This window comes from Agarivorans aestuarii, from assembly GCF_019670125.1.
In the GTDB taxonomy this organism is placed as follows: domain Bacteria; phylum Pseudomonadota; class Gammaproteobacteria; order Enterobacterales; family Celerinatantimonadaceae; genus Agarivorans; species Agarivorans aestuarii.
In genome coordinates, this window is record NZ_AP023033.1 from 1,771,214 (window position 1) to 1,796,726 (window position 25,513).

The window sequence follows — 25,513 nt, forward strand, 5'->3', positions numbered from 1 at the left end:
GGCCGAGCTATTGAGCTTAGTTATCTTTGCTTGAAATTTTTTCTGCGCTAACAGCGGTGTTGGCTTCTTGCCAACCTCGAGTGTCATTAATTAGCTGTTCAACCATTTCTACCTTACCAACAACATTACCTTCATCTAAGACCACCAAGCTATTGTTCTGCTCTTCAATCTGAAAATTTGTGCAGATGATTTCATTGTCTCGATATCCGGCAGAATTAAAAAAGTGAATCTTGTAAGTATTCATGCCTTCGCCTCGATTTGAAGAGCAATAAATTGCCTTTCATCATTATTTGGGAGTTTTGTTGTATTTTAGGAGAGAAAATCGCTATTAAGCAATCGTAGTGAAGAGTATTGTTCATTTGTTTTGATGTTCATCGTTCTTGTCTAGTGAGTAACTGAAATGCTATTGCTGTTGGCGATTATTTATCTGGCCTTTATTAGCCTGGGCTTACCTGATTCGTTATTGGGCTCTTCCTGGCCAATCATGCGTGGCGACTTAAATGCCAGCCTTGAGTTTGCTGGTGTTATATCTATTGTGGTGAGCGCGGGAACCGTGGTGTCGAGCTTGTTATCCACCCGAGTGACCCATCGCTTTGGTACCGGTAAGGTGGTTGCCTTTAGTGTACTAATGACCGCATTAGCATTGTTCGGGTTTAGCTTAAGCCTAAATCCATGGGTACTAGTGCTGCTAGCTGTGCCTCTTGGCTTGGGTGCAGGGGCAGTAGACGCAGCCTTAAATAACTTTGTCGCGATAAACTACAAAGCAAAACACATGAACTATCTGCACTCTTTTTGGGGTGTAGGCGCAACAGCTGGGCCATTAATCATGGCGCTGTATTTAAGCCAACTGCAAGGCTGGCGCGAAGGTTATGCCACCATTTCCTATATTCAATTTGCCTTAGTGGCGGTGTTGCTTTTAGCACTGCCGCTGTGGAAGCGGGCAACCAGCGAGAGTTTGGCGGCTGGTGGAGAACAGCCCGCGCCTATAAGTAATCGCAATGCCGTAACAATAAAAGGCGTTAAACTGCAGCTACTTACCTTCTTTTGCTATTGTTCTTTAGAGGCAGGAACCGGCTTGTGGGCAGCTAGTTATCTGATCAGTAAGCAACAAGTGAGTGCCGCTAATGCAGCCTTTTGGACAGCCATGTATTTCTTGGGCATTACCCTGGGGCGCTTTATTTGTGGTTTTGTCTCTGAGCGAATAGCGGAAGACAAACTGGTGCGCGCTGGAGTGCTAAGCATATTGGTTGGTGTTGTATTGTTGCTTATTCCTGGCGGGGCAATGCTGGCGAAAATTGGCTTAATGTTGATAGGTTTTGGCTGTGCGCCAATCTACCCAAATACAATCCACCTAACGCCGCAACGTTTTTGTTAAGCATGCATCGCAGGCGATTATTGGTTTGTCGATGGCTTGCGCTTACGTAGGTACAACCCTAATGCCACCGTTTATTGGGCTGCTGGCAGCTTCTAGTTCCTTTGTTGTGTTGCCAATCGCCTTGTTAGTGTTTAGCGCTCTAATGCTGTTTAGTACCGAACGCCTTAAGCATTGGCCAAAATCACAACATGGCCACTAGCCACAAGCTAAACTGGTTTAATAATTAACAGTGCGGAGTGGGAAATGGCAAACGAAGATATTGGTGAACTAGTATTTAGTTCGCAGCAGATAAGCCAAGGAGTAAGCGCGGTAGCCAAGCAGCTTAACCAAAAATACCTAGGTGAATCGCTGGTGGTTATAAGCGTAGTGCCGGGCGGGATGTTATTTACCGCCGACTTAGTGCGCCAGTTAGATCTTGACCTAGCCATCGACTATATATCTTGCCCACATACCCCGGGTAGTAGAAATAACGATTCCAATATCGAGTACCAGCAAAACATCAACATCGAGAATCAACATGTGATTGTTATCGACGATGCCATCGAGTCGGGAGGCACCATGCAGCGCTTAATTGCTCATTTATCTAAGCACTATGCCCCCAAAAGCTTAGCAGTGGCCTGTTTATTAGTGAAACCTAGCAGGGTAACTATTACCGCAGAACAGCATTACGCATTTGAAATGGACAACGATGATTTACTCGTGGGTTACGGCTTGCCTTGGAACAATCTGTATAGAAACCTGCCTTATATTTCTAAACTTAATACTTTGGACAAACAAGGCTTAGCAATATCTGGAGATAACCAGCATGGCAGGAATTAGCGATTTGGATGAACTATTGGCTTCAATGCAGCCCAAACTGCTTGAGGCTGAATATGTGTTTTGTAGCGTTAAAGGAAACATGGGCCAATATATTGAGCTGGAACCCGTAGCGTCTTTTATCGAGTCGGAAGGTTTAACGCTTGTGCTTAAAAAAGCAGTGGCCGAAAGCGCTGGTTTATTGTTTGAGGGCAGTTACAGCCAAATTACTCTCACGGTGCATTCCAGTTTAGATGCGGTGGGTTTAACCGCTGCAGTTTCCACTAAGCTCGCTTCAAAAGGCATAAGTGCTAATGTTATAGCAGCTTACTATCACGACCATATTTTTGTTCAATCTAGCAAGGCGTCAGCAGCAATGTTAGCGCTACAAGAGTTCGCTGTTTAGCTCGAATAACTGGCTTGTGTGAATAAACAGAGGTTTGAGAGTACAGAGCTAAGACGTGCTTGTTTTAATTAAGATTAGAGTTTGCTGAAGCAAATCAAAAGCCGCTCTTAGCGGCTTTTGATGTTTTAGGCTTTGGCGCTTAGCGCTGGTTGGCTGAAGCTAATGCCATCCCAACCGTTTTTAATAAACTGGCGAATATTTTGGTGGTCGTCACTGTATGGCGTAGACAATACATCTTGGTAGTATTGACCAAACAAGGCTAGGGCTTGTTGTTTGCTTAATCCGTTTAATTGACCAAAAGCAAATACTTTGCATGAACCTGAGTTTTCACCTTCGGCATTGTGTTGCTTGCCGTTGCTAAATGCACTTGGCGTGAACTCGTAGTTTGCATCAATAATTTTCATACTATCTTCAAAGCGAATTTGATCGGGATCTTTAGTAAGAACTTCAACAAAGTTAGCGATATCTGCCTGTGCCATGAGTTACGTCCTGTAGTATTGATTTATTCGCGCTTACCTTATTTGAGAATATTGCCTCGGGTCAAGAAAAAATCATCTGTTTTAACTATTGTCATTTTGAATAATTAGCATTGCAAAAAACACCAGTATTGCGCCAGGCAATAATCTCCATGATAGTTGCTCAAACCCCATACTTACCGTAAGCACTAAAACCAATAGAGGCGTTAAGTAACTGTAGGCTGCCACTTTGGTGGGGCCAAGGCGCACCGTACCTATTTGCAGCAAGAAGAAGGTAGTTAGGGTGGTGAACAAGGCTAAATAGCCAATGCCAGCATAAGCTTTTAGGGGGACTGCTAACCAATTAATCTCATTTAAGCTGGTGAGTGAAAGCAGCAACAAAAACAGGCTGCCAAATGTTAAGACCCAAAATGTCATTAGCTCTTGTGGCTCGCCTTGGTAAAGCTTTTTCATTAAGGGGTTATAAATACTTAAAGCGATACAGCCGAGCAAAAACAGCAAGTCTCCTTGATTTAGCGTTAATGCAAATAGCGCATTAACATCACCGCGAAATACAATCCATAAAGCGCCCAAAGTACCCATTGTTAAACCTACCGCTCTCTGTAGTTTTATGGCTTGGTCTAGGATAAAAAAGCTAGTAAGGGCGGTAATGGCAGGCAATGTTGTATATAAAGCACCGGTGTTTAACGCGCTGGTATGGCGCAGCGCTTCAAACATACACCAAAAAAATACCACCAAAGGCAAGCTAAGTAATGCGTATCCCAATAAGGTGTTACGCGAAGGTAGCGTCAATCCGTTTTTGTAAAACACATAGGGGGCAAATAACAAAGCCGCAGTGAGGAAGCGCAAAAACATCATCACTACTGGAGGTAATGCGTGGGTAATCGCAGCGCCGACTGGGAAAGAGCTAGCGACTAGCGTAACCATTAGCAGCATCAAGCCATGAGTCGCTAAATGGCTGTTGTTTAAGCTTGGCTTAGTGTGAGTGTAGCTTGGGTTTAGCATGGCAAATACCGCGTTATTCAGTCATGCCGCCAGTGTAATAATATTTATATTGACTGATAATCCCTCTATTTTGATAATAACTGTTGAGATTAAGTTGACAGTGGTGAGCGCATGGACGGATTTGCAGCAATTCCTGTATTTGTAGCAGTAGTTGAACATGGTGGGTTTTCGCCTGCAGCGCGTAGTTTGGGGATCTCCAAATCGGCAGTAAGTAAGCGGATCAATCTACTCGAACAGCAACTTGGGGTTAAATTACTGCACCGTACTACCCGTAAACTGAGTTTAACCGAAGCGGGTAAGCATTATTTTGAGCATGCGGCAAAAGCCAATAATGCCGCAAAAGATGCCCAAGATGCGGTTGCCCAACTGCAAGGGGAGCCACAAGGTTTGCTGCGCATCAATACGCCTATGTCTTTTGGCCGTTTACATATCGCACCACTGATAGCCAAATTTTTACAGCGTTATCCCAAAATTACTATTGATATGGTGATGGACGACAAAGTTGTCGACTTGGTCGCCGAAGGTTTTGACGTAGCAATAAGAGCTGGAAACTTGCCCGATTCATCATTGATTGTTCGTAAACTTGCCCCATTAAAAAGCGTGTTATGCGCCTCTCCAGACTATTTAAAGCAACATGGTATACCGCAAACCATTGAACAATTAGCCGCCCACAATTGTCTGCAGTTTAGCTATTCTCGTGATGTAAAAGAATGGACATTTATGCGTGATGGGCAATCACAATCAATAGACGTAAAAGGCAATTATCGAGTGAATAATAGTGAAGCTTTGCGCGAAGCCATGTTGCAAGGATTAGGTATTGGGCGCTTACCCACTTTTGTGGCTGGGCCAGATATTGTAGCGGGGCGTCTAATTAAGCTACTAGACCAATACCAAATGCCAAACCAAAGCATTTACGCAGTGTTTTCAGAGCGTCAGTTTTTGCCTGCCAAGGTGAGAGCTTTTGTCGATTTTGCCATAGAGCACTTAGCTGCAGAACAGCCATATTGGGAGCTTAAGCCCAGCTAAAGGCTGAGCGTTTTACTCTCGCTTTGCGGTGAGCTCTGAGCTCATTACAGCTCGCTGTTATTAGCCCCAGTTATCGCTTTATCTAGCCAAGTTTGCGCATGTTTAATTGGGCCTTGTATGCCCTTTAGTGGCGCATCTGGGCGATCGGCCCTTACTTTAGGGTGATTGTTTAGTTTAAGCAGTACTTGTTGGGCGTAAGCTAGGGTTTGTTGGTCTGGCATCGGTGTTATGCCATCGCGAATACAGGCAATTAGCGTACGATGCAGACCGCTGGTTAAAGTCCAGATAGTGTTTAACCTAAATCCTCCGAGCTGGCTATCACTCGCTAGTTCATCTAAAAAGCGGATCAAACCTGGCAGCATAGATACCGGCCTTTTTTCCCTAATGCTTACCGCGGCTACGTAAAGCTCTTCTGCTGAAGCACTTAAGCGAAGATAGTCTGCAAGAGAGTCTGTTTCCGATAAATTACGCGCTTCGGCGATGATGGCTTGCCTAGCTTCAGCTAGTTGGCTAACCGGGGCATGAGGGTCAAAGTTTTGCAGAATATCGTCGAACTGGCGCCTATCGTTTTCGATCTCAGACTCTAGTTCAACAATCTTTTCTTTACCTTTCTCCACTTCTTGTTTTAGGGTTTGTAGCTCTAGTTCAAACTGGCCAAATTTGAGCTTAGTGATTCGCTTACGCAGCTCTGGTTGAGTCGCAATGTAAATCACTGCTGCTAGTACCATAAGCTCCCAAAGAGAGGTATTACTCAAAATATTGCTAATGATGCTCATGCTAAAACCTAGTTATTTGTAAGGCTCTCTAGATCTTAGACCAAGCAGGATAAATATTGGTATTTTCAGTGCTTGTGCGGTTTATTCGCTTCGCCATTTAGGATTAATAATCGCCCAGCGTTCGTGGTCTTTCCATCCTTTACCACCAATGTTTAAGTAGTTTTTGGATAGCCCTTCTTTAACAAATCCGGCTTTTGCCACTAATGCTATTGAGGCTTTATTACCTGGTTGGATATTGGCCTCTAAGCGATGCAGATTGAGTTCTTCGAAGGCTTCTTTTAATACTAAACGGATGCCTGTTCGCATATAGCCATGGGCTTGGTGGGGATGAAATACTTCGTAACTAAGGTAGGCTGATTGAAAATGACCTCGGATGATCGACGAGATATTGAAGGTACCCACTATTTCACCCGTTGCTTGCAGGCAAACAAAATAGCGGTGTTCTTCTTCTAAATAAGCACGCACATTTTTTGGCGGATAGCTCCAAGGGCGATGAAATATCTCACTGTTTTGATAGCACTCGCTTAGCTCTTCTAAATCGCTGCGCTCGGGTTTTCTTATATACAGTTCTTGGTTCACACCTTTTACCTTAGCTTGCTGAAAAGTCGCTAGAAACCTAAGTATTTTAGCCAATTATTTTTGCTAAAGGCTAATCAATATTCCAGTTATTGCTCACAATTTTTGTTGATGATAAGGGACCCCTAAAGCGTTTTTCTAAGTATATTGTGTAGTTTTACTCAACAGTTTCTTTTGTAAAAGCGGGATTATCATTTAAACGCCGTGGAATTAAGCTGGTGGCAACTTAAGTCAAAGTCTTAAGTTTTAGCAAATTAATTATCTATAAAGCTTAAGGAACAACCATGGAACTATTTACAGCCATTGAGCAACGCCGCGCCGTTAAACATTTTGATTCAAGCGAGCAAATGAGTGAACGGGATTTCCAGAAAATGATGGAAGCGGTGTTGTTATCGCCAACCTCTTACAACATTCAGCATTGGCGCTTTGTGAGGGTTAGTAATGCGGAAGTGCGCGAGCAAGTTAGCCAAGCTGCTTGGGGGCAACCACAAGTGGCCGAAGCTTCGGAGTTGTTGGTATTATGTGCCGATACTCAAGCCTGGGCCAAGCAACCAGAACGTTATTGGCAAAATGTAGACGCCAAAGTGCAAGGTGTATTGGTAGACATGTTAGCTAGTTTTTATCACGGCAAAGACCAGTTGCAACGTGATGAAGCGATGCGCTCGTGCGGCATGGCAGCCCAAACCTTAATGCTAGCAGCGAAAGGCTTGGGTTACGATACTTGCCCAATGATAGGTTTTGATGCTGGCCAATTGGCTGAGGTTATTAACCTGCCTCAAGATCATGTGATTGGTATGATCATCGCTATTGGCAAAGCGGCTAAACCGGCAGGTGTACGTGGGGGACAATTAGCGATGCACCAGGTGTTGATGCATAACCATTTTGTTTAAACTTAAAGTTAGAGATAAACCCAGGCTGTATTTGTAACAGCTTGGGTTATATATTCCGTTGAAATCCGCTTTAGTTGCTTAAATGTTGATTAAATAATTTTCGTTCGCCATCAGTCATTTGGGTTTTGTTCAAAAACGGCATATCTTGGCTAACAAATGAGCGTTCTACAATCCGTGCTTTCCAGCGCTCTACATCTTGCCAAGTATCTAAATTTACCCCTCCAGGTGCTGCGGTGAAGGTGTCGTCTGTAGGCACGCGGCTGTGACACGTGGTACAGCGCTGTTGAATAATTGCCATTACTTGGCCCTGCTCGGCGTTTAGCTCGTTGTTGATTTGACCTTGAGTCTGCACAGGGCGATTAGCGTTACTCCAGCTTAAAAACACCGCCAGTAACAGCAAACCTGCAGCGCCGCTGACAATAATGCTGGGCTTTTGAACGCCCTGGTGTTTTAGGTTGAAGTAGTGGCGGATCCAAGCGCTTAAGCCGATCAGCGCACAGAGGATTAACCAACTATGGCTGTGCTGATAAATCATTGGATAGTGGTTACTAATCATCAAGAAAATGACTGGCAAGGTGAGGTAGTTATTGTGCACCGAGCGCTTTTTAGCTTCTAGACTGGGCGCAGGGTCAACGGGCTCGCCAGCGCTAACTTGTGCCACCATTTGTCGCTGTCCTGGGATGATCTTGATCCACACATTAGCCACCATAATGGTGCCAATTAATGCGCCCATATGGATAAAGGCACCACGACCGCTAAATACTTGAGTAAAACCAAAACAAAACAGTGCACCTATAACTATTAAACAAAGGCTTAAAGGCAAAGGTTTGTTAGCAATGGGTGAGCGTAGTAAACCCTCATAAATGGCAAAACCAAGCGCAATGCCGCCAATACCCAAACCAATCGCTTGATAGCTGGTTAAAGCCATAACTTGTGGATCAATTAGGTAGGCATCGGCGCGAAGGTAGTACATCCAAAACAGCAGCAATGTGCCGCTAAGCCAAGTGCTATAGGCTTCCCATTTAAACCAATGGAGTTTTTCTGGCATTTTTTCTGGGCCTACTTGGTACTTGGCTACTTCGTAAAAACCGCCGCCATGCACCGCCCACAAATCACCTTTAATGCCTTTTTGCTTTTTCCATTCTGGCGGCGTTTTTAAGTTGTTATCTAACCAAACAAAATAAAAGCTAGCGCCTATCCATGCAATGCCTGCAATGACATGAAACCATTTAATAAAGAGGGCTAACCATTCATACAGCTGTGGCCACATAGTGTTGTCCTTTTTTGTAAACTTGCTTACCTGCTACATAGGTGGCGTTTATAACGCGGTCATCACCTAGGGTATTAATGGCAAATAATTTCTCACTTAAGCTGCTGGCTTTATTAAAGCGCTGGCTAAGCATCGGAGTGGGGTGCATATCTAGTTCAATAAAATCGGCTTCGCTGCCTGCATTTAAATTGCCCACTTGCCTTTCAATACCCATTGCCACTGCTGCGCCTTGAGTACATAAATACAACGAATCGAAAGGGCTTAAGCTGGCTTGTTGCAGTTGGCAAACTTTGTAGGCATCGGCTTGGTTTGCAAACATACTTAAGCTGGTGCCACCGCCTACATCACTAGCAAGCGCTACGGCCACTCCATTGGCTTGGGCGCGTTGGTAGTTAAATAAACCGCTGCCTAAAAACAGGTTAGATGAGGGGCAAAAGTTAATGGTTGCACCTGAGCTTGCCAAGGCTAAATATTCACGGTCGGTAAGATGAATGCCATGGCCAAATAGTGAACGTTCGCGCACCAAGTCATGCGCTTCGTATACTGCCAGGTAGTCAGAGTAGTCCGGAAACAGTTCGTTAATCCACTGTACTTCGGTGGGGTTTTCCGACAAGTGGGTTTGAATAAAGCTATCTGGGTGTTCCTTGGCTAGCTGACCCGCTTTAGCTAGCTGTGCTTCGCTGCTGGTAGGCGCAAAACGCGGCGTTATCGCGTAGAGTTGCCGGCCATTTTTGTGCCATTGCTCCAGCAGTTGCTTGCTCTCTCGATAGCCAGATTCAGCACTATCTTGCAGGGCGGTGGGGCAGTTTCTGTCCATTAACACCTTGCCGCAAATCATTCGTGCATTGTAGCTTTCTGCCGCCTCAAAAAAGCTGCTTACCGATTGCGGGTGAACGGTGGCATACACACTGGCGGTGGTGGTGCCGTGGGCAAACAGTTGTTGCAAAAAAAACTCGGCTTGGGCACGAGCATAGGCGGCTTCAACAAATTGTTGCTCAGCGGGAAAGGTGTAAGTGTTTAACCAATCCAATAGTTGCTTGCCATAGCTGGCAATAATCTCTACCTGGGGGTAGTGCACATGGCTGTCGATAAGCCCAGGAATAATTAGGCCATGATGCTGAATAACAGCCGCTTGTACTTCGGGGTTGCTGCGTAAGTAATCTTGCGCATCCCCAAGGTGTTGAATAAGACCATCCTCAACAACCAACATGCCATCATGTAAGTATTGGTAGTTATCGCTAGGTGCAATAGTGGCTTTTGGAAAGTGTAAAATACTCCCGCGGTGGAACTGTCGCGTCATCTTAGCTGCCTCGATAAGTGGAATAGCTAAAGGTGCTTAACAGCAGCGGGATGTGGTAATGGGCTTGTTGCTCATCACTAATAAACACGACATCCGCTAAAGGAAAAAAGCATTGCTGGAAGTGCGCTAGGCAGTATTCTTCGGTAATGAAGCGTAGGCAGTAGCAATCGCTGGGTAAGTCTAATTGTTCAAACTTATAACGCCCGTCTTGATCGGTTAAGCCTTTGGCTAAGCTTTGGCTTTCGCCAAAGCGATAAATTTCTACCGCAATACCTGCTGCGGGCTGGCCACAAGTTGTATCTAGTACATGACAGCTTAAGGTGCTCAAAATAAGTTCTCCATTCTACGCAGGCTAATGCTTTGTTGTTGTTCGGCAGCATTGTGTAATTCTTGCTCGCGACTATTTCCGTAGCGTTGCTCCAATATGTGCAGCATTTCCTCGGCGGATTTACCGCTAGCAAATACGATGAAAATGAAGCCATAACGGTTTAAATAACGCTGATTAAGTTCGAGTAAAGCACTAAGAGTGGCTTGCTGAGCATGGTTGACTTGTGCTTGCTCTGCTTCGCTTAAATGCTTGGCTTGGTTGTATTTTTTTTGAAGGCTGGTTAAATCACCAATCATTGGATGACCCGCAAAAGCCTCCAGCCAATCGTTCTCTGTTAGCTGGCTAAAGGCTTGTTTCGCCATAGACATAAACTGCTCAACCGACTGAAAGGGGCGCAATGTTGCCATGGTGGTTTGCCATGTTTTGCTACTGCAAATACTGGCCATTTCGCTGACGAATTGACTGTGCGGCAGATTGTTTAGCTGCTTAAGATGTTTTTCGTCGTCATTCATTGAGCTGTTCTCCCGCAAGTTGTTTTCGCAGAGTATTGCTAGATTCCCATTGTTGTTTTTGCTGGTCCCTGTCACTGGTTTTAGCGTGTTTTTCTAGCAGCGTGATCAGCTGAGCGCTAATCGATACCGCGACTTGCATAGGTAATTTCCCACTTACATCGGCTAGGCCAATAGGGCAGGTGAGTTGATCACAGCGTGCCGGATCTTCAAGTTGTTCGGCTAAGCGATACTTAAATCGTTGGGCTTTAGTTTGAGAGCCAATCACGCCTACAAAGGCTAAATCTCCTCGGCGCAGCGCAGCTAAACTAAGCGCGAAATCTAAGCTATGGTCTTGGCTTAGAATGACAACATAAGAGTTGGCTTTTAGCTCTGCTACGCTATTTTCTGGCTGCGCGTGATAGTGGGTGTTTACACCAAATTGGCTAATTGAATCTAGCCATTGCTGGCGATTATCAATGACTTGCACTTGTACCGGCAGTTTTGCCAGTATTTCACATAAACAATGGCTTACATGTCCCGCCCCATAAATGGTGATAAGTGGCTGATCAACCAAGAAGTATTCGAACAATACTTGTACTGCGCCCCCACAACATTGGGCTAGATCCGCAGCTAAGGAAAAGCGTTCAATGTGATTAAACTTTGCTCCCTTTTCCAGTTGCTCGCGGGCATGCTTGATCACCGAAAACTCTAAATTTCCACCACCTAAGGTATCGAATTGCTGTTGCTGACTGATCACCATTTTAGCGCCTGTTGCTCGCGGTACAGAACCCGCTTCGGCCACAATGGTCGCAATACAAAATGGCTGCTGTTGCTGCTTAAGATAGCTGCAGGCATCCAACCAGTTATTAGGTAGAAAGCGAGATTGCCAATCACTCATCTTGCGTCTCCATAAACTCATATTGCTTTTGGCAAGCCATTAAAATGCGCTCGCTGGTGGCTGGAGAATCTAACTGCGCTGGCAGCTTATGTTGGCTGATTGACGTCACTGCATCGTAAATGGCACACCAAGCGCTAATGGCTAACATAAAGGGGGGCTCGCCCACTGCTTTAGAACGGTAGATGCTGTGCTCAGGGTTGGCTTGGTCGAACAAGGTAATGTTCATTTGTTCGGGGTAGTCGCCAATGGTGGGGATTTTGTAGTTTGCCGGGCTATTACTTAGTAACTTTCCTTTTTTGTCCCATACCAGTTCTTCGTTAGTAAGCCAGCCTAGGCCTTGAATAAAGGCGCCTTCTATTTGGCCAATGTCGATGGCCGGATTAAGGCTGGTGCCTACATCATGCAGAATGTCTACGCGGTCTACGCTCATTTCCCCAGTTAGCGTATCAATGCTCACTTCGCTTACGGAGGCACCCAATGCAAAGTAGAAAAATGGCCGCCCCTGAGCTTGTTCGCGGTCGTACCAAATTTTAGGTGTTTTGTAAAAGCCAGTCGCTGAGAGTGATACTCGCTGCATGTAAGCTTGTTGCACTAACTCCGCCCAGCTAATAGTTTGCTCGGCGAGTCTAACTTGGCCTTGGTTTATGGTGATTTGCTCTGCTTTAAGCTGGTAATGTTGCTGGGCAAATTCAAGCAGACGTTGTTTGATTTCTTTCGCCGCATTATGCGCAGCCATTCCGTTTAAATCACTGCCTGAAGAAGCCGCCGTGGGCGAGGTATTAGGCACTTTGTCGGTGCGGGTAGACGTAATAAGCACATAGCTAAATGGAATGCCCAAAGTTTGCGCCACAATCTGCTGAACCTTGGTATGCAGGCCTTGACCCATTTCGGTGCCGCCATGGTTTAGCTGAACACTGCCGTCGGTATACACATGCAGCAGCGCGCCTGCTTGGTTAAGGTGTTTGGCGGTAAATGAAATACCAAATTTTACAGGGCTTAAGGCAAGGCCTTTTTTGATTAGCGAATTAGAGTTGTTCCATTGATTTATTTGCTGACGGCGCGCGCGGTAGTCTGCGTTCACTTCTAATTGTTTTATTAAGTTAAGCTGGTCTTGATGTTGCTCTACTGGCATGCCGTAGTGGGTGGTGGCATATCCATCGCGATAGAGGTTTTTGTAACGCACATCTAAGGCATCTTGGCCGGTAGCAATTGCGATGTCTTGCATCGCCTGTTCAATTAACATCATGCCTTGCGGACCACCAAAGCCGCGGAAGGCAGTATGTGAAACGGTATCGGTTTTTAATCGATTACCTACGACTTCGGCTTCACCTAAGCTGTAGGCGTTGTCGCTATGAAACATCGCTCTATCCACAATCGCGTCGGATAAATCAGGCGAGTGGCCACACAAGCCGTTCACTTCTAACTTGGCACTTTCAATGATTCCCTCGGCGCTTAACCCTAGTTGGTATCGGTTGTAAAAAGGATGGCGCTTGCCGGTTAAGGCCATATCTATACTGCGTGGTAGACGTATTTTCACAGGTTTATTGCAATGCCAGGCTGCAAGGCTGGCTAAGCACGCCCATTGAGCGGCTTGGGTTTCTTTACCGCCAAAGCCGCCTCCCATGCGGCGCATGTCTACGGTAACTTGGTGAAACGCAATGCCTAATACTTCAGCTACTAGCTTTTGTACTTCGCTAGGGTGCTGTGAAGAGGTGTAAAGCATAATGCCGCCATCTTCGGTTGGCTGGGCGAGGCTTACTTGTCCTTCTAAATAAAAGTGTTCTTGCCCGCCAATATGTTGTTCACCACTTAGTTGCAGTTCACTTCGATCTAGCACGGCATCGGCTATTTGCTTACCCATGCAATGGCTTGGGCGCACCGTTGCATTGGGCTGGCTTAAATCGCTAATATCTTGCTTACTTAGCGCTAGCGTATCGGCGCTTTGGTATTGCACTAGCTCTTGATTAGCTTGGTCGGCAATTTGCCATGCGAGCTGGTGGCTATGGGCAAGAACTAGGGCTACAGGCTGCTGAAAGTAGCTAATCTCGTTCTCGCTTAACAGCGGGTCGCCTATAAATATCGGGCCAATATCTAGGTGTCCGGGGATATCCTGGCAGCGAATTACCGCAACTACATCGGGATGTTGTTGCAGCGAATCTAATTGCTGAGCAAGTACTTTACCTTTGGCTACTTGGCTAGTGATGACTGCAGCATGCAAGCAACCACTTGGCAGGTTATAGTCGTCGATGAACTGCGCTTCGCCAGCGACTTGTTTGGCTGCACTCTCATGGGGAATCGATTTACCCACTATTTGGCTTGGCGCAGTTTGCTCGAGGTGCTGAGTCGTTAATTTACGCATGGGCGGCTAACCTCGTGGGTAATTGTTGGCTATAGAGGTAGAAGCGTTTTAATAGATTCTGTACTAGCAATACCCTGTAAGCTGCGCTGGCTCGCACGTCATCAATGGGTTTTACATACTGCGGCACTAGGGCTTGTAGCTGCTTGAGTTTGTTGTTGTTGAAGACTTCACCCAACAAACAATTTTCAAGTTCAGTTAAGCGCACCGACTTAGCCGCCACGCCACCTGCTGAGATAACGCAGTGGCTTACTCTGCCTTGGTCATCACACTCCATGGCTACAGCCAATACCACGGTGGCGATGTCATCTTCATAACGTTTACTCACCTTGTAGATTTGATGTTTAAGTGTTGGAGACAAATCTGGCAGGTGAATGGCGCTAATCCATTGTTGCGGTTTTAAGCGCGTTTCGCGGTAGCCTGTGATGTAGTCTTCTGGTGCGTAAAGCTCGGTAGTGGCGCCATCATCTACTTCAATTTTGCCGTTTAGGCTAATTAGCAATGGAGCTATGTCACCAATGGGTGAGGCATTGCCTAAACTGCCACCAAGGGTAGCGCGGTGGCGAATGGTAATACTGCCCAAGCGAGCAAAGATTTCGTCGGTAGTGGGGTAGTGCTGCGCCATAAATGCGTGAACTTTATCTAAAGGCACTGCCGCCCCTATGCGCCAACCATTGTTGGTGCGCTCGATGCCTGTGAGCTCAGGAAGGGCGGTTAAGTCGATAATTTCATCAATGCGTTGATACTGTTGAGTAACTTCTAATGCTAAATCGGTACCGCCGCCTATCCATTTGGCGTGAGGGTGTTTTGCGCGAATGCTGGCTAACTCACTGCGACTAGTAGGTTGCCAGTAGTGGTCGCTTTCTAGCTTGTCACATTGCCCCATCCAGTATTGCACGGCGGACTCATTTTCTTGGATATGATCCTTGGCCGCTGGAGCTGTTGCTACTTGCTTAGCCGCTTCGATAAGTGGCCCATAGCCAGTGCAACGGCACAAGTTGCCAGCTAAAAATTCCTCGGGGTGTTCGGGTTTAGTTGTTTGACGAGATAAGGCATATAAAGACATTACAAAACCAGGCGTACAAAAACCGCATTGGCTGCCATGTTTATCTACTATGGCTTGTTGAACGGGATGTAGCTCTTGGCCTTGCTTTAGGTACTCAACGGTAATGATTTGTTTACCGTGCAAAGAATGCAGTGGCGTAATGCAGCTGTTAATTTGCTTGTAGCTTAGCTGCTGTTGATGATCTTGGCTCACCATTACTACTGTACATGCACCGCAATCACCGCTGGCGCAACCTTCTTTACTGCCCACTAGACCTTGTCGTTCGCGTAAAAAGCTAAGCAGCATGGTATCTGCCGCCTGTTGGCTTAAGGTGATAGCTTGGTCGTTAATCATAAGTTGTAACATGATTGCTCCGGAAATTGCGTGGTCATTAAGCTGACTATTTGGTCAGCTTTTTGGCCAAATTTTTTATTCTTGCTGATCGTTTCTATAAGCGTAAGTATCGGCAAAGCGCGATAATATCCATTCGCCAGCACTAATCTCGGGATACTGACTTTGTTCTCCAGGCGCTAAACAGCTCGCGAGAGTATTCACCGGAGTATCAAAGTCTGGCTCTACAAAAAATGGCATTGAAAAGCGAGTAGTTTGCTGTTTTGGACTAAGTACTCTGTGCGGCGTCGACTTGTATCGGCCGTTGGTCCAACGTTGCATTAAGTCGCCAATATTCACCACAAAACTATTCTCCACCGGTGGCGCATCTAACCACTGTTGATTGCGATCTTGTACCTGTAGTCCGCCGGTTTTATCCTGATACAACAAGGTAATGCAGCCATAGTCTGTGTGTGCGCCAGCGCCGTTATCATTTTGTTGCTGAGGCGGATAATGAATTAAGCGCAGCACACTAATCGGGCAGGTAAAATGCTTGCTAAAAAAGTCTTCGCTTTGGCCCAAGGCTAAAGCCATGGCCTTAAGTATTTTGAGGCCAACTTGTAAGGTGAGTTCGTAATGTTGCTGCAAAAGTTGGATGAAGCCGTCAAGATTTGGATACTGGTTCGGCCCATAAAGCTGAGGAAAACGGGCTACCTGTGGATGATAGGGGCTAAGGTCTAAAGCCATATCAAAGGTTTCTTTGCAGTCTTTAGGTCCGTTTGGGTCTAGCTGTTCAGCACTTACTTGTCCCCAACCGCGATGGTTGGCCGAGTGCTGAATATTGATCTTTTGTTTTTCTTGTTCACTAAGTGCAAAGAATTTAGCAGCCATGTCTTGCATTGCTGCAAATTGCTCAGCAGGAATGCCATGACCGGTCACATAAAAAAAGCCCTTGTCACGACAGGCAGAATCTATGGCTTGAATTGCTTCTTGCCAGTGCTGGCTATCGCTATGATCTAATGACGATATATCAATAATGGGTAGGGCTAAATTCATCTCATTCTCGCAGTAAAGGCCCAGCTTAGCTGGGCACTTATTTAGGACTTAGGGTCTAGGTTTATTTAGGAATCGTTGCGTCGATGCCTTCTACGTACCACATCACGCCAGCTAGCTCTTGGTCGTTAAGTGTTTTACCCGCTGGGATCACCTCTTTGCCGCTGTTATCTTTCATAGGGCCAGTAAAGGGATGAAATTCACCTGATTTAATCTTGGCTTCGGTTTCGCTAATGGCGGTTTTTACGTCGCCGGGTAAGGCTGGGTTAACTGAAACAATTTGTAGAATGTCTTCTGCAAAACCACCCCAGTAATCTTCTGGCTTCCACGAATCTGCTAATACTTCTTCTACGGTGCGAATGTAGTGGGGTGCCCATACATCACGAACCGAGAACATGTGGGCAGTAGGAGCAAATTGACTCATATCTGACGCTTGACCAATGCCCATTACGCCGCGCTTCTCGGCAGCAATAAGTGGGGCTGGGCTGTCGGTGTGTTGCAAAATAATGTCGACACCTTGGTCCATTAAGGCGTTGGCTGCGTCTGCTTCTTTACCTGGGTCGTACCACGTATTTACCCACACAATCTTAATTTGCACATCAGGGTTTACGCTTTTCGCGCCTAAGTACACCGAGTTAATATCGCGGATCACCTCCGGAATAGGGAACGAGGCAATGTAACCAATCACATTGGTTTTGGTCGTCATGCCAGCGGCTACGCCAGACACATAGCGGCCCTCGTAGGTACGCAATACATAAGTAGACACGTTTTTGCTGCGTTTGTAGCCGGTAGCGTGTTCAAAGGTAACTTTAGGAAAACGTTTAGCGGCTTTGATAGTTGGGTTCATAAAACCAAAGGATGTAGTGAAAATGACGTCGTGACCCGATTTAGCCAATTGGGTAATCACTCGCTCTGCATCGGCGCCCTCGGGAACATTCTCAACAAAGGTGGTACTTACTTTACCGCCAAAGTGCTGTTCCATTTCAATCCGGCCTTGGTCGTGCTCATAACTCCAACCGTGGTCACCCACTGGTCCTACATATACAAAGCCTACTTTTAGTGGCTCGTCGGCGGCCATGCTGGCTGGTGTTATCAAGGTGGTTACAGCAAAGGCTGCGGCACTTATCCATTTATTTAGTTTCATTAAGAACTCCGTTTCAATTGTTCGGTGTTTCGGGTTTTGATTAGTGGTAGCAAAAAGCTGGCCACTTGGTCATGTTTTTTGATTTAAGTCAAAGAACACAGTGAATACAAGTTTTGTTGTAAATAGATGTCTTAATTGTTAGCAGCCTTATGCTTATTTATGGCGTTTTTTGGTGCAACTTATCAACGCTGCGCACCAAAGCTAAGCGTGTGTAGTTAGCTTAGCCTATGAGTCTTAATGTAGATGTAAGGAATATGTGTATTGCATGTTACTTACTAAGTGGTGGTTAGCGGGCTTTGCCCAAGTTTTACTAGAGGAGGTGATGCTAGTTGGCAAGTTACTTGCGTTATTAAGCTGACCTAGTGGTCAAATATCTGGTTGCGATTTAGCTTAATAATAGGGAGCAAAGCATGAACGCTAATAAGGAAAAAGCGATACCAAAAGAGCTGTTGTACCACCTAGACGAGAGGCCTCCAGTAGCAGAAGCTTTTTTCGCTGGGCTACAACATGTATTGGCATGTTTTGTTGGTGTGATAACGCCAACTTTGATTATTGGCGGCGTATTAGGCTTAGGCTCGCACATTCCCTACCTGATTAGTATGGCGCTCATTGTATCTGGCGTTGGAACCTTCATTCAGGCCAAAAAATTGGGCCCTGTTGGCGCAGGCATGATTTGTGTGCAAGGTACCAGTTTCGCTTTCTTAGGCTCTATATTGGCGGCAGGCTTTATTGCTAAAAGCCAAGGGGGCGGTCCCGAAGAAATATTGTCGCTAATATTTGGTATTTGCTTTTTAGGCGCTTTTATTGAGATTTTCTTATCGCAAATGCTGGTTAAGATGAAGAAAATTATCACGCCATTGGTGACCGGAATAGTGATTACCATCATTGGTATTTCGCTGATAAAAGTAGGCATGACCGATTTGGCGGGGGGCTTTAAAGCTGCCGATTTTGGTAGCTTACAAAACCTAGGTTTAGGTTTCACTGTGTTGGCCATTATTATTGCTTTAAACCGTTCAGCAAATCCTTGGCTGCGCCTCTCATCAATTGTTATTGGCTTGCTCGCTGGTATGTTAATCGCGCTATTTATGGGGAAAGTAGACTTTTCTTCGCTAGGCTCGCAACCTTGGGTGAGTATTCCTGTTCCGTTTAAATATGGTTTTAGTTTTGATTGGGTAGCGTTTTTACCGGTTGCTCTAATTTACTTTATTACAGCAATTGAATCGGCTGGCGATATTACCGCTAACTGCGCTATTTCACAGCAAGACATTAAAGGCGATAGCTACCTAAAACGGGTGCGTGGCGGTGTGCTAGCCGACGGTGTTAACTCCTTAATTGCCGCTGTTTTTAACACTTTTCCAAACACCACCTTTAGCCAAAATAATGGAGTTATCCAATTAACCGGCGTAGCTAGTCGGTACATCGGTTATTACATTGCGTTAATACTAGTGGTGCTGGGATTGTTCCCTATTTTGGGCGCTGTTTTACAGCAAATTCCTAAACCAGTGTTAGGCGGAGCCACCTTGGTAATGTTTGGTACAGTGGCGGCAGCGGGAATTAAAATTATTGCTAGCGAAACACTTAATCGCCGCAAACTACTTATTATGGCAGTGTCTTTTGGAGTAGGTTTAGGCGTGACAATGGTACCCGACCTATTACAACACGCGCCTAAATTGGTTCAAAACATCTTTGGGTCAGCAGTTACTTCCGGTGGTTTAGTGGCTATCTTGCTTAGTTTGTTATTACCTGAGCAGCCATCTTCTGTTGCGGCTCAACTCAAACCGAGTACGCAACAATCATAGAATTAATGAGCCTTAGAGTTTACTTGTATAATTAACTTAGCTTTGGCAGAATGCGGGCAGGCGCTAAGGGGCGCCTGCCCGCCAAGAGGAACTCACCCTTAAGCACATGCTTAGTTACACATCATTACGACACTGTATGTCATTCTGAATATTGTTTTGCGGGGAACAACTTAAGTATTTAGGAGCATAGAGATGTTATCTGCCGTTGAAGAACTTAAAATTCGCAGTAAAATTTTGCTTAAACAGCGCCATACTGCCGATTCCCCATTAGCAAATTTAGCTAAAGACAAATCACCACAACTAAAACATGCCTTGTTGTATGTAGCGCGAGAAGCGGGCTTTAAAGACTGGCAACACGCCCAAAGTGTATTGTCGTGCCAGCAAAAGCAAACCTTGCAACAAGATAGTGGTAAATTTTGGTATTCGCCTGCTTGTATGGCCTTGCTTAACCATTGGTGTGCTAGCTACCACGAAGCCATGGCCTTGCAAGTTAAGCAGGGTGGGGTAATTCTTCCCTACAAAAGCCAATATGTGGTGGCCAATGCTAGCTATATAGAAGCCCTAGGTTTAGAACTCAAGGATCCGCTTTGGCAAGCGCTGGAATATAATTGGTGCGAAGGCTCGCCAGCCCTGCGTCAAGAGTTAGCATACAAGCGCTTGTTGGCAATGCAAACGCAGCGCTATAAAGCTTGTTAATAGCCAATTAGTTGCAGCGTTTGCCCGCACAAAGGCTTATTATTGATATTTTTAAGAATGGCGAGCTCAGCTCGCCGCTTTATTAAGGAAGCCTTATGTCTAAAAAGATCTATTGCATTGCCATGTTTAAACCTAAAGCTGGTAAGCAAAACGAGCTGTTTAAAGTATTGCAAGCGTTAGAGCCAAACACCTTGCGCGAAGATGGCTGTATTCAATACACGGTTACGCGCCAAATTGACAACCCTTTTGCTCAGGGCACTGGTTATCCCATCGCCTTTCAAGAGATTTGGGCGGATAAAGAAAGCTTTGAAGCGCACTGCCAACGTAAAGAAATTAGCGAGTTTTTTCAAACCCATTGTGTTGCAGAAACAGGCTTAGTAGAAGATTCAAATGTTTGTGTATACAGCGATGAAGCAGAAGATTTTGACGCGCCAGTATTTGCTTAGTTTTAAGTAGATAAGAGCGCCGATAGAGCGCTCTTATTGCTCAACGATAGGTTTCTTCATCAGCGAGAAGTGAAGCTATAAGTTAACTCGTGTTTGCACGTTTATGTGTTAGCTATAGAGTTAAAGCTTTCGCCTGCGGCGACGTCATTAAGCTTCAACGAGCAAAGCTTAGCTAAGCAAAAAGAAAACTCGCCCTGCATCTTCTTAGATCCTTCGTTGCGCATTCACAAAGGAGTTGAAGTAACTCGCTACGCTCAAACAGACTTCAACTCTGATCCCTTGTTCATTTGCACTACTCGGCGAAGATGATGGGATTGAAAAGCACAGTCTTGGGAGTCGAATGTAAGGAGTGGTTTTGCCCCATTGCATGTTACGGCACACTCAAAATTACTCTTAACAAACTTATGCACCCTTAGTATTTCTACTTATGTGGACAAAGCACTGTGCTTATATACATATAAACTGTGATTCCTTCTTTCCACAAAGGCTTGCATTCTTTCGTGCTGATGTTTTTGTTATTTTTCGAGCTAGGTGGCTGATATAGCTTAGGAAAGGTGATAACCTTGTTTTTATCAAATGTATGATAAGAGGAAAAATCCCTTGTTTAAACAAGGAATTTTTCCTCTTAATAAGCTGTTATAAATTTGGAGTTTTATATGACTGGTTTAAATACTATTTATAAAGAAAGAAGAAAATTCATTGTGATAGGTTTAACTGGACGTACAGGCTCAGGCTGCACAACATTATCAACTTTGTTGAATAAAAGTCTATTCTCTGAATTTAATCCCCCAAAGCCTAAATTAAGTGACTTTAAAAGCGATGAAGAAAGAAAATATAGAATTACGCATGATTACTTAAAACAACAATGGTGTAAGTTCCATCATATAAAAATGAGCGATGTAGTTTCAACTTTTTTATTGGACTTGACCTTTGAAAAATTTGACGATTTATATAAATCGATTCTACAAAATGAAGTGGGCAGAAATGACCAAGAATTAGATGATAGATTGAAGAAGTGTTATTTGGAGTATCATACAAAACGAAAATGTGCTCGTAAGCATGCAGAAAAAAATGAACATAACTTGTATGATGAGCCAACATTTGACTTCTATTTTAAATCACTGCCAGAGTTTTCGATTAAGTTAAATAAGTTGCTAAATAAAATTGAGGTGGGTTCATTTACAAGGTTGTATCAAACAGTTGGTAATAATATAAGAAAGTCGGGTTCTGCCGACTGTGATTCTTACGATAGTAGTAAGATATATTTGTTTTCCCAGCGAGTTAACAAGCTAATAAAAATTCTAAGGCACAAATCAAAAGAGACTGACGAGAATGTTTGCGTGGTTTTGGATGCTATAAGAAACCCGTATGAAGCATTTTTCTTTAGAGAAAGATATTCAGCATTTTATTTGATGTCAGTTTCTACTGAAAATGAAACTAGGGTTAATAGGCTCTTAGCACAACCTCGAATTTCAATTGATGATATAAATAAAATTGATGAACGAGAAAATCCTGACTCGTTAAAAGGTGAGGATAGATTCTGGTCATTAAATCTTCAGCGTTGTATTGAAATATCTGATATCCACTTATATAACCCTGATGAAAAAGGGAAATGTAAAAGTTTGAAATATCAATTGGTTAAGTATATTGCTCTCATCATGCACCCTGGAATTATTACACCCTCACAGGATGAAAGGTGTATGCAAATTGCATTTAATGCGAAATTAAACTCTGGTTGCTTATCAAGGCAAGTTGGCGCAGTTGTTACTGATTCTAACTATTCAATCAAATCAGTTGGGTGGAATAATGTTGCTCAAGGACAGACTCCGTGTAATTTAAGGAGAGTAGAGGACTTGTTGTCCAATGAAGATGATGATGCATTTAGTATCTATGAAAAAAGTGTTGATAAATTTAGAGATAGATTAGGAAGCATCTATTCATTCTCTGGTTGTTCAGCTAAAAAGTTCGATGGTAAGCCAGTGTCGTACTGTTTTAAGGATATAAAGAACTCAATAGATGGGGATAAAAATCAAGTTCATACGAGAGCACTGCATGCGGAAGAAAATGCATTTCTACAAATCTCAAAATACGGAGGTATGCCTGTAAATAATGGTAATTTATATACAACAGCAAGTCCTTGTGAGTTATGCGCCAAGAAAGCATATCAATTAAATATTAATACAGTTATTTTCATTGACCCGTACCCGGGAGTTGCTAATGACCATATCTTAAGTTGCGGTACTAGTACTCCTAACCTTAAATTATTTTCAGGCGCAATTGGTCGTGCATATCAACAATTATTTGAACCTATTATCCCCTATAAAGATGAGTTGGAAATTGGGATGGAGTTAGAAGTTCCAAACCAGAAGAAGTTACTTGTTAAGGAGAATAGTGAATATAAGTTGGAGAAAAAAGCTTTAGAGAAAAGAATAAAGGAATTGGAGCTGGAATTATCTAAGAAAAATTTATAACAAGGCATTTAAACGGAACAAAAACAGTGGGTTACGTTTCGCTTCGCTACACATTATAACCCACAGTTTTAGTCCGCTTAATGCGGCGTTAGGCAGAAAAACGAGTACAAAATGAAGAAAGCAGAACTTTTGAAAGAAACTCGTAAGAGACGCCGAAAAATGGCTAAGGTGCAAAACAGAAAGCGTTTTAAGACTAAATTTACGAATAAAACAGTAGGAACCGTGAGTCGAATATTAGAAGGGAAAAAATATGGTGTGGAGCATGCGTTGGATATGCATGCAAGCAGCTATATAATAATGCCTGCTGAAGCGATTTATGAGAAAGATCTGTTAAAAGAATATCAAAGTGTCATTGATACCTGCCACATATATATTATTGGCTACCTGCCAAAAATAGATTTTGTTGGTGCAGCACAGATTGGCAAAGATCTTGAACTGTCTTTTCTTATTGCAAATCAAAAGCGTGTTCTTCGGTTTGGCCCTATACCTGATGGTGTCACCTTTAAAGTGGATGATGGATACCATTTTATGGAGGACTCAAACGGTTCTCGGTTTTGGTGGGATGACGACAAGCTAATGCATATGCTAAATCAACAGCCACCAAATTTGCACTTTGAAGTTAAGTATGTCGGTCAGGCATATGGTCAAGACGGTTCGAGAAATGCCCTCGATAGGCTCATAAAACATGAAACGCTACAAAAAATCGCAGTCAAGGGAGTGCCTGAAGGCTACAAGTTGTCACTGCTTCTGTTGGAGGTTGAGCCTGATAACACGTTGATTACAGCTTTTACGCCAAATGCACAGTTGCAGGGAACTGAAGGTTCGCGAATTAAGTCAGGCTTAGAGAAACTTTATGGTACAACTGAGTCTGAGCGCATTTCGTTGTTCGAAGCTGCAATGATCAGATACTTTTCGCCAGAATATAATAAAGAATTTAAAAATAGTTTTCCTTCAACGAACCTTAAGATACTTCAAGACTGCTACGACAAAGACATATCTGCCGTATTCGCGGAAATTTGCATTGATGAAATCCCATTTATGCTTTTCTCGGATGCTGTAGAACCGAAGCAATACCATTTTTCTAAACACGATTTGCATCAAGAGCCTGATAGGAAGGTATTCTTCAGCGTATGAGCTGCCTAATAAACTGTTAGGCAGCACGAGTGCGATTAATTAAGCTAGAAATAAGAAGGAATTCAGATGGGTACATCGATAGAGCTTAGTGTAGGGAACGTTTCTCTGTCGTATTCCAAAAATCACATGGGCATAGATTATGGATTTATTTTTCAAGATGGTGACTTAACACGTCGAAAGTCGGAGTCAATAGACTACGAATATTATGAAGAAAATCCAGAATTAAAACATGAGCTCGAAGAGGCGGAGGAGACCTTTGCCAGGGCTCTATATCGAGTTATACCACGGCTAAACATACTTGGTTATACGCTTGATGCAGCACGTGCCGAATACAATTCGTTGATAGCAGAAGCGGAAGAGATCTCAAGCGAGATTGATGGAGCTGAATCAAAAAAGGAATATCTTACGTTTGAAGAGTTTTGCCATTTGGCATGTCGCTATTCTCTTACCAGCTTAACAAACGACTATATAGAATACGACACACCAGATCGAGATACTGTTTCTCAGGGTCGTCTTGCCGCTGATATTCAGTTGTTTGATCGAATTCCTTGGCCTGGAGGCTCAGATCTCTATTGGTCTGAAGCCAGTTATCTATCTTCGAGAGTTTGTATCCTTAGTGCTGAATCTATGCTTCAGGTATTTGCGCAAAATACAGAAAATTCTGATACTGAGGTTACTTGGGAGTTTGGCCCTATTGTTGATGCCGGGTGGGTTCAGCGAGAGGAATTTCGGGCTGGAGCGTTCCAAAAGCAAAAAGTTCTGATAGCAACCGAGGGAACATCAGACACACGCATTATACAGCGAGCACTACAGGTACTACGTCCGAATGTGACCGATTTTTTCAATTTTGTGGATGTAGATGAGCGTCATCCTTACTGGGGAACGGGCAATCTAGTAAAATTTGCAGAGGGGCTATTGCGAATAGAGGTTCTAAATCAGGTCTTGTTTGTTTTTGATAACGATGCAGAAGGCGTTGACGCTTTTCGCAAATTTGAAAAGTTGAATTCTCCTACCAATATGAGGGCAATGCTCCTGCCTGATCTTGATGAATTTAGGGAGTTTGTAACTCTCGGACCTGAAGGGGAGGGTACTTCTGATATCAATGGTAGAGCTGCTGCGATTGAGTGTTATCTTGATCTTCGCTTAGATCAATATCCTCCAGCACAGGTCACATGGAGTAATTTCAAAAAAGATATCGATGCATGGCATGGTGTTTTAGATTACAAAGAATCCTATTCAAAGCATTTTTACGAACAGTCCGACAACCAATTGCTTGATGGTACATATGATGTATCCAAGCTATTGAAATTGGTTGATACGCTAATCCAAGAAGCCGGATTTTTGACCCCGGTTATTTGAGGGGCGTCTTCATGTTGGACATTTTAGAGAACTTGAAAACTTTGCCTAACAAAGCGCTGCTGTCGGAC

General features: G+C 44.1%; 26 protein-coding genes. 12 read left to right on the top strand and 14 right to left on the bottom strand.

Annotated features, from left to right (window positions below; genetic code table 11):
• Window positions 1-16: 16 nt before the first annotated feature.
• Window positions 17-244 (bottom strand): hypothetical protein, encoded by a 228-nt coding sequence (locus K5609_RS08265; protein WP_221076740.1) that lies wholly within the window; start codon window positions 242-244, stop codon window positions 17-19.
• Between the two features lie 156 nt (window positions 245-400).
• Here K5609_RS08265 and K5609_RS08270 point away from each other — a divergent pair, with 156 nt between their 5' ends.
• The 4 genes from K5609_RS08270 to K5609_RS08280 all read left to right on the top strand — a co-directional run bounded on the left by K5609_RS08270 (window position 401) and on the right by K5609_RS08280 (window position 2,576).
• Window positions 401-1,375: an MFS transporter gene (locus K5609_RS08270; protein ID WP_246611960.1), complete on the top strand. Its 975-nt coding sequence runs from the start codon at window positions 401-403 to the stop codon at window positions 1,373-1,375.
• Between the two features lie 61 nt (window positions 1,376-1,436).
• Window positions 1,437-1,574, top strand: a complete 138-nt coding sequence (locus K5609_RS21730; protein ID WP_246611961.1) for a hypothetical protein — start codon at window positions 1,437-1,439, stop codon at window positions 1,572-1,574.
• 44 nt (window positions 1,575-1,618) lie between these two features.
• Window positions 1,619-2,194, top strand: coding sequence for a phosphoribosyltransferase (locus tag K5609_RS08275; RefSeq protein WP_221076741.1), 576 nt, complete (start codon window positions 1,619-1,621; stop codon window positions 2,192-2,194).
• On the top strand, window positions 2,181-2,576 hold the full coding sequence (locus K5609_RS08280) for an ACT domain-containing protein (RefSeq protein ID WP_221076742.1): 396 nt from the start codon (window positions 2,181-2,183) through the stop codon (window positions 2,574-2,576). The genes K5609_RS08275 and K5609_RS08280 overlap by 14 nt, the downstream gene beginning before the upstream one ends.
• Before the next feature lie 125 nt (window positions 2,577-2,701).
• On the opposite strand, the gene K5609_RS08285 is transcribed toward K5609_RS08280, so the two are convergent.
• Window positions 2,702-3,055 carry a HopJ type III effector protein gene (locus K5609_RS08285; protein ID WP_221076743.1) on the bottom strand — a complete coding sequence of 118 codons (354 nt, stop codon included), beginning with the start codon at window positions 3,053-3,055 and terminating at the stop codon, window positions 2,702-2,704.
• An 81-nt stretch (window positions 3,056-3,136) separates the two neighbouring features.
• Window positions 3,137-4,057, bottom strand: coding sequence for a DMT family transporter (locus K5609_RS08290; RefSeq protein WP_221076744.1), 921 nt, complete (start codon window positions 4,055-4,057; stop codon window positions 3,137-3,139).
• A 111-nt stretch (window positions 4,058-4,168) separates the two neighbouring features.
• Here K5609_RS08290 and K5609_RS08295 point away from each other — a divergent pair, with 111 nt between their 5' ends.
• Window positions 4,169-5,083 (top strand): LysR family transcriptional regulator, encoded by a 915-nt coding sequence (locus K5609_RS08295; protein ID WP_221076745.1) that lies wholly within the window; start codon window positions 4,169-4,171, stop codon window positions 5,081-5,083.
• 44 nt (window positions 5,084-5,127) lie between these two features.
• Here K5609_RS08295 and K5609_RS08300 read toward each other — a convergent pair whose 3' ends face one another.
• Both K5609_RS08300 and K5609_RS08305 read right to left on the bottom strand, forming a co-directional pair.
• A complete protein-coding gene (locus K5609_RS08300) occupies window positions 5,128-5,859 on the bottom strand; it encodes a hypothetical protein (protein WP_221076746.1) in 732 nt (243 codons plus the stop codon).
• Between the two features lie 81 nt (window positions 5,860-5,940).
• Window positions 5,941-6,438: a GNAT family N-acetyltransferase gene (locus K5609_RS08305; protein WP_221076747.1), complete on the bottom strand. Its 498-nt coding sequence runs from the start codon at window positions 6,436-6,438 to the stop codon at window positions 5,941-5,943.
• A 281-nt stretch (window positions 6,439-6,719) separates the two neighbouring features.
• On the opposite strand from K5609_RS08305, the gene K5609_RS08310 reads away from it, so the two are divergent.
• Window positions 6,720-7,325 carry a nitroreductase family protein gene (locus K5609_RS08310; RefSeq protein ID WP_221076748.1) on the top strand — a complete coding sequence of 202 codons (606 nt, stop codon included), beginning with the start codon at window positions 6,720-6,722 and terminating at the stop codon, window positions 7,323-7,325.
• Between the two features lie 70 nt (window positions 7,326-7,395).
• Here the strand turns inward: K5609_RS08310 and K5609_RS08315 are convergent, their stop codons facing one another.
• From K5609_RS08315 to K5609_RS08355, 9 genes are all read right to left on the bottom strand, one after another.
• Entirely contained in the window at window positions 7,396-8,595 is a 1,200-nt protein-coding gene (locus tag K5609_RS08315; protein WP_221076749.1) for a urate hydroxylase PuuD, read from the bottom strand.
• The gene (guaD, locus tag K5609_RS08320; protein WP_221076750.1) at window positions 8,576-9,895 is read right to left on the bottom strand and encodes a guanine deaminase; all 1,320 of its coding nucleotides are present in this window, start codon (window positions 9,893-9,895) and stop codon (window positions 8,576-8,578) included. Before guaD ends, K5609_RS08315 begins: the two co-directional genes overlap by 20 nt.
• A gap of 1 nt (window position 9,896) precedes the next feature.
• Window positions 9,897-10,223, bottom strand: coding sequence for a hydroxyisourate hydrolase (uraH, locus tag K5609_RS08325; RefSeq protein ID WP_016400631.1), 327 nt, complete (start codon window positions 10,221-10,223; stop codon window positions 9,897-9,899).
• On the bottom strand, window positions 10,220-10,735 hold the full coding sequence (gene uraD, locus K5609_RS08330; RefSeq protein ID WP_221076751.1) for a 2-oxo-4-hydroxy-4-carboxy-5-ureidoimidazoline decarboxylase: 516 nt from the start codon (window positions 10,733-10,735) through the stop codon (window positions 10,220-10,222). The genes uraH and uraD overlap by 4 nt, the downstream gene beginning before the upstream one ends.
• Complete coding sequence (xdhC, locus tag K5609_RS08335) at window positions 10,728-11,612, bottom strand: xanthine dehydrogenase accessory protein XdhC (RefSeq protein WP_221076752.1); 885 nt, start codon at window positions 11,610-11,612, stop codon at window positions 10,728-10,730. Before xdhC ends, uraD begins: the two co-directional genes overlap by 8 nt.
• The gene (gene xdhB / locus K5609_RS08340) at window positions 11,605-13,971 is read right to left on the bottom strand and encodes a xanthine dehydrogenase molybdopterin binding subunit (protein WP_221076753.1); all 2,367 of its coding nucleotides are present in this window, start codon (window positions 13,969-13,971) and stop codon (window positions 11,605-11,607) included. The genes xdhC and xdhB overlap by 8 nt, the downstream gene beginning before the upstream one ends.
• The gene (gene xdhA, locus K5609_RS08345) at window positions 13,964-15,379 is read right to left on the bottom strand and encodes a xanthine dehydrogenase small subunit (protein WP_221076754.1); all 1,416 of its coding nucleotides are present in this window, start codon (window positions 15,377-15,379) and stop codon (window positions 13,964-13,966) included. The genes xdhB and xdhA overlap by 8 nt, the downstream gene beginning before the upstream one ends.
• Before the next feature lie 63 nt (window positions 15,380-15,442).
• Window positions 15,443-16,399 carry an isopenicillin N synthase family dioxygenase gene (locus K5609_RS08350; protein WP_221076755.1) on the bottom strand — a complete coding sequence of 319 codons (957 nt, stop codon included), beginning with the start codon at window positions 16,397-16,399 and terminating at the stop codon, window positions 15,443-15,445.
• A 61-nt stretch (window positions 16,400-16,460) separates the two neighbouring features.
• The gene (locus K5609_RS08355; RefSeq protein ID WP_221076756.1) at window positions 16,461-17,540 is read right to left on the bottom strand and encodes a BMP family ABC transporter substrate-binding protein; all 1,080 of its coding nucleotides are present in this window, start codon (window positions 17,538-17,540) and stop codon (window positions 16,461-16,463) included.
• Between the two features lie 410 nt (window positions 17,541-17,950).
• On the opposite strand from K5609_RS08355, the gene K5609_RS08360 reads away from it, so the two are divergent.
• From K5609_RS08360 to K5609_RS08385, 6 genes are all read left to right on the top strand, one after another.
• Window positions 17,951-19,339: a nucleobase:cation symporter-2 family protein gene (locus tag K5609_RS08360; RefSeq protein ID WP_221076757.1), complete on the top strand. Its 1,389-nt coding sequence runs from the start codon at window positions 17,951-17,953 to the stop codon at window positions 19,337-19,339.
• Between the two features lie 192 nt (window positions 19,340-19,531).
• Window positions 19,532-20,035 carry a hypothetical protein gene (locus tag K5609_RS08365; protein ID WP_221076758.1) on the top strand — a complete coding sequence of 168 codons (504 nt, stop codon included), beginning with the start codon at window positions 19,532-19,534 and terminating at the stop codon, window positions 20,033-20,035.
• A gap of 95 nt (window positions 20,036-20,130) precedes the next feature.
• Window positions 20,131-20,481, top strand: coding sequence for a putative quinol monooxygenase (locus tag K5609_RS08370; protein ID WP_016400621.1), 351 nt, complete (start codon window positions 20,131-20,133; stop codon window positions 20,479-20,481).
• A gap of 656 nt (window positions 20,482-21,137) precedes the next feature.
• Entirely contained in the window at window positions 21,138-22,952 is a 1,815-nt protein-coding gene (locus K5609_RS08375; protein WP_221076759.1) for a deoxycytidylate deaminase, read from the top strand.
• Between the two features lie 111 nt (window positions 22,953-23,063).
• Complete coding sequence (locus K5609_RS08380; protein ID WP_221076760.1) at window positions 23,064-24,086, top strand: hypothetical protein; 1,023 nt, start codon at window positions 23,064-23,066, stop codon at window positions 24,084-24,086.
• Between the two features lie 66 nt (window positions 24,087-24,152).
• Window positions 24,153-25,445 (top strand): HEPN/Toprim-associated domain-containing protein, encoded by a 1,293-nt coding sequence (locus K5609_RS08385; RefSeq protein WP_221076761.1) that lies wholly within the window; start codon window positions 24,153-24,155, stop codon window positions 25,443-25,445.
• Window positions 25,446-25,513 lie beyond the last annotated feature (68 nt).

Bases quoted from the DNA above. Each gene is read 5' to 3' on its own strand.
- K5609_RS08265 (WP_221076740.1), bottom strand. From the start codon at position 244: ATGAATACTTACAAGATTCACTTTTTTAATTCTGCCGGATATCGAGAC.
- K5609_RS08270 (WP_246611960.1), top strand. From the start codon at position 401: ATGCTATTGCTGTTGGCGATTATTTATCTGGCCTTTATTAGCCTGGGC.
- K5609_RS21730 (WP_246611961.1), top strand. From the start codon at position 1,437: ATGCCACCGTTTATTGGGCTGCTGGCAGCTTCTAGTTCCTTTGTTGTG.
- K5609_RS08275 (WP_221076741.1), top strand. From the start codon at position 1,619: ATGGCAAACGAAGATATTGGTGAACTAGTATTTAGTTCGCAGCAGATA.
- K5609_RS08280 (WP_221076742.1), top strand. From the start codon at position 2,181: ATGGCAGGAATTAGCGATTTGGATGAACTATTGGCTTCAATGCAGCCC.
- K5609_RS08285 (WP_221076743.1), bottom strand. From the start codon at position 3,055: ATGGCACAGGCAGATATCGCTAACTTTGTTGAAGTTCTTACTAAAGAT.
- K5609_RS08290 (WP_221076744.1), bottom strand. From the start codon at position 4,057: ATGCTAAACCCAAGCTACACTCACACTAAGCCAAGCTTAAACAACAGC.
- K5609_RS08295 (WP_221076745.1), top strand. From the start codon at position 4,169: ATGGACGGATTTGCAGCAATTCCTGTATTTGTAGCAGTAGTTGAACAT.
- K5609_RS08300 (WP_221076746.1), bottom strand. From the start codon at position 5,859: ATGAGCATCATTAGCAATATTTTGAGTAATACCTCTCTTTGGGAGCTT.
- K5609_RS08310 (WP_221076748.1), top strand. From the start codon at position 6,720: ATGGAACTATTTACAGCCATTGAGCAACGCCGCGCCGTTAAACATTTT.
- K5609_RS08315 (WP_221076749.1), bottom strand. From the start codon at position 8,595: ATGTGGCCACAGCTGTATGAATGGTTAGCCCTCTTTATTAAATGGTTT.
- guaD (WP_221076750.1), bottom strand. From the start codon at position 9,895: ATGACGCGACAGTTCCACCGCGGGAGTATTTTACACTTTCCAAAAGCC.
- uraD (WP_221076751.1), bottom strand. From the start codon at position 10,735: ATGAATGACGACGAAAAACATCTTAAGCAGCTAAACAATCTGCCGCAC.
- xdhC (WP_221076752.1), bottom strand. From the start codon at position 11,612: ATGAGTGATTGGCAATCTCGCTTTCTACCTAATAACTGGTTGGATGCC.
- xdhB (WP_221076753.1), bottom strand. From the start codon at position 13,971: ATGCGTAAATTAACGACTCAGCACCTCGAGCAAACTGCGCCAAGCCAA.
- xdhA (WP_221076754.1), bottom strand. From the start codon at position 15,379: ATGTTACAACTTATGATTAACGACCAAGCTATCACCTTAAGCCAACAG.
- K5609_RS08350 (WP_221076755.1), bottom strand. From the start codon at position 16,399: ATGAATTTAGCCCTACCCATTATTGATATATCGTCATTAGATCATAGC.
- K5609_RS08355 (WP_221076756.1), bottom strand. From the start codon at position 17,540: ATGAAACTAAATAAATGGATAAGTGCCGCAGCCTTTGCTGTAACCACC.
- K5609_RS08360 (WP_221076757.1), top strand. From the start codon at position 17,951: ATGAACGCTAATAAGGAAAAAGCGATACCAAAAGAGCTGTTGTACCAC.
- K5609_RS08365 (WP_221076758.1), top strand. From the start codon at position 19,532: ATGTTATCTGCCGTTGAAGAACTTAAAATTCGCAGTAAAATTTTGCTT.
- K5609_RS08370 (WP_016400621.1), top strand. From the start codon at position 20,131: ATGTCTAAAAAGATCTATTGCATTGCCATGTTTAAACCTAAAGCTGGT.
- K5609_RS08375 (WP_221076759.1), top strand. From the start codon at position 21,138: ATGACTGGTTTAAATACTATTTATAAAGAAAGAAGAAAATTCATTGTG.
- K5609_RS08380 (WP_221076760.1), top strand. From the start codon at position 23,064: ATGAAGAAAGCAGAACTTTTGAAAGAAACTCGTAAGAGACGCCGAAAA.
- K5609_RS08385 (WP_221076761.1), top strand. From the start codon at position 24,153: ATGGGTACATCGATAGAGCTTAGTGTAGGGAACGTTTCTCTGTCGTAT.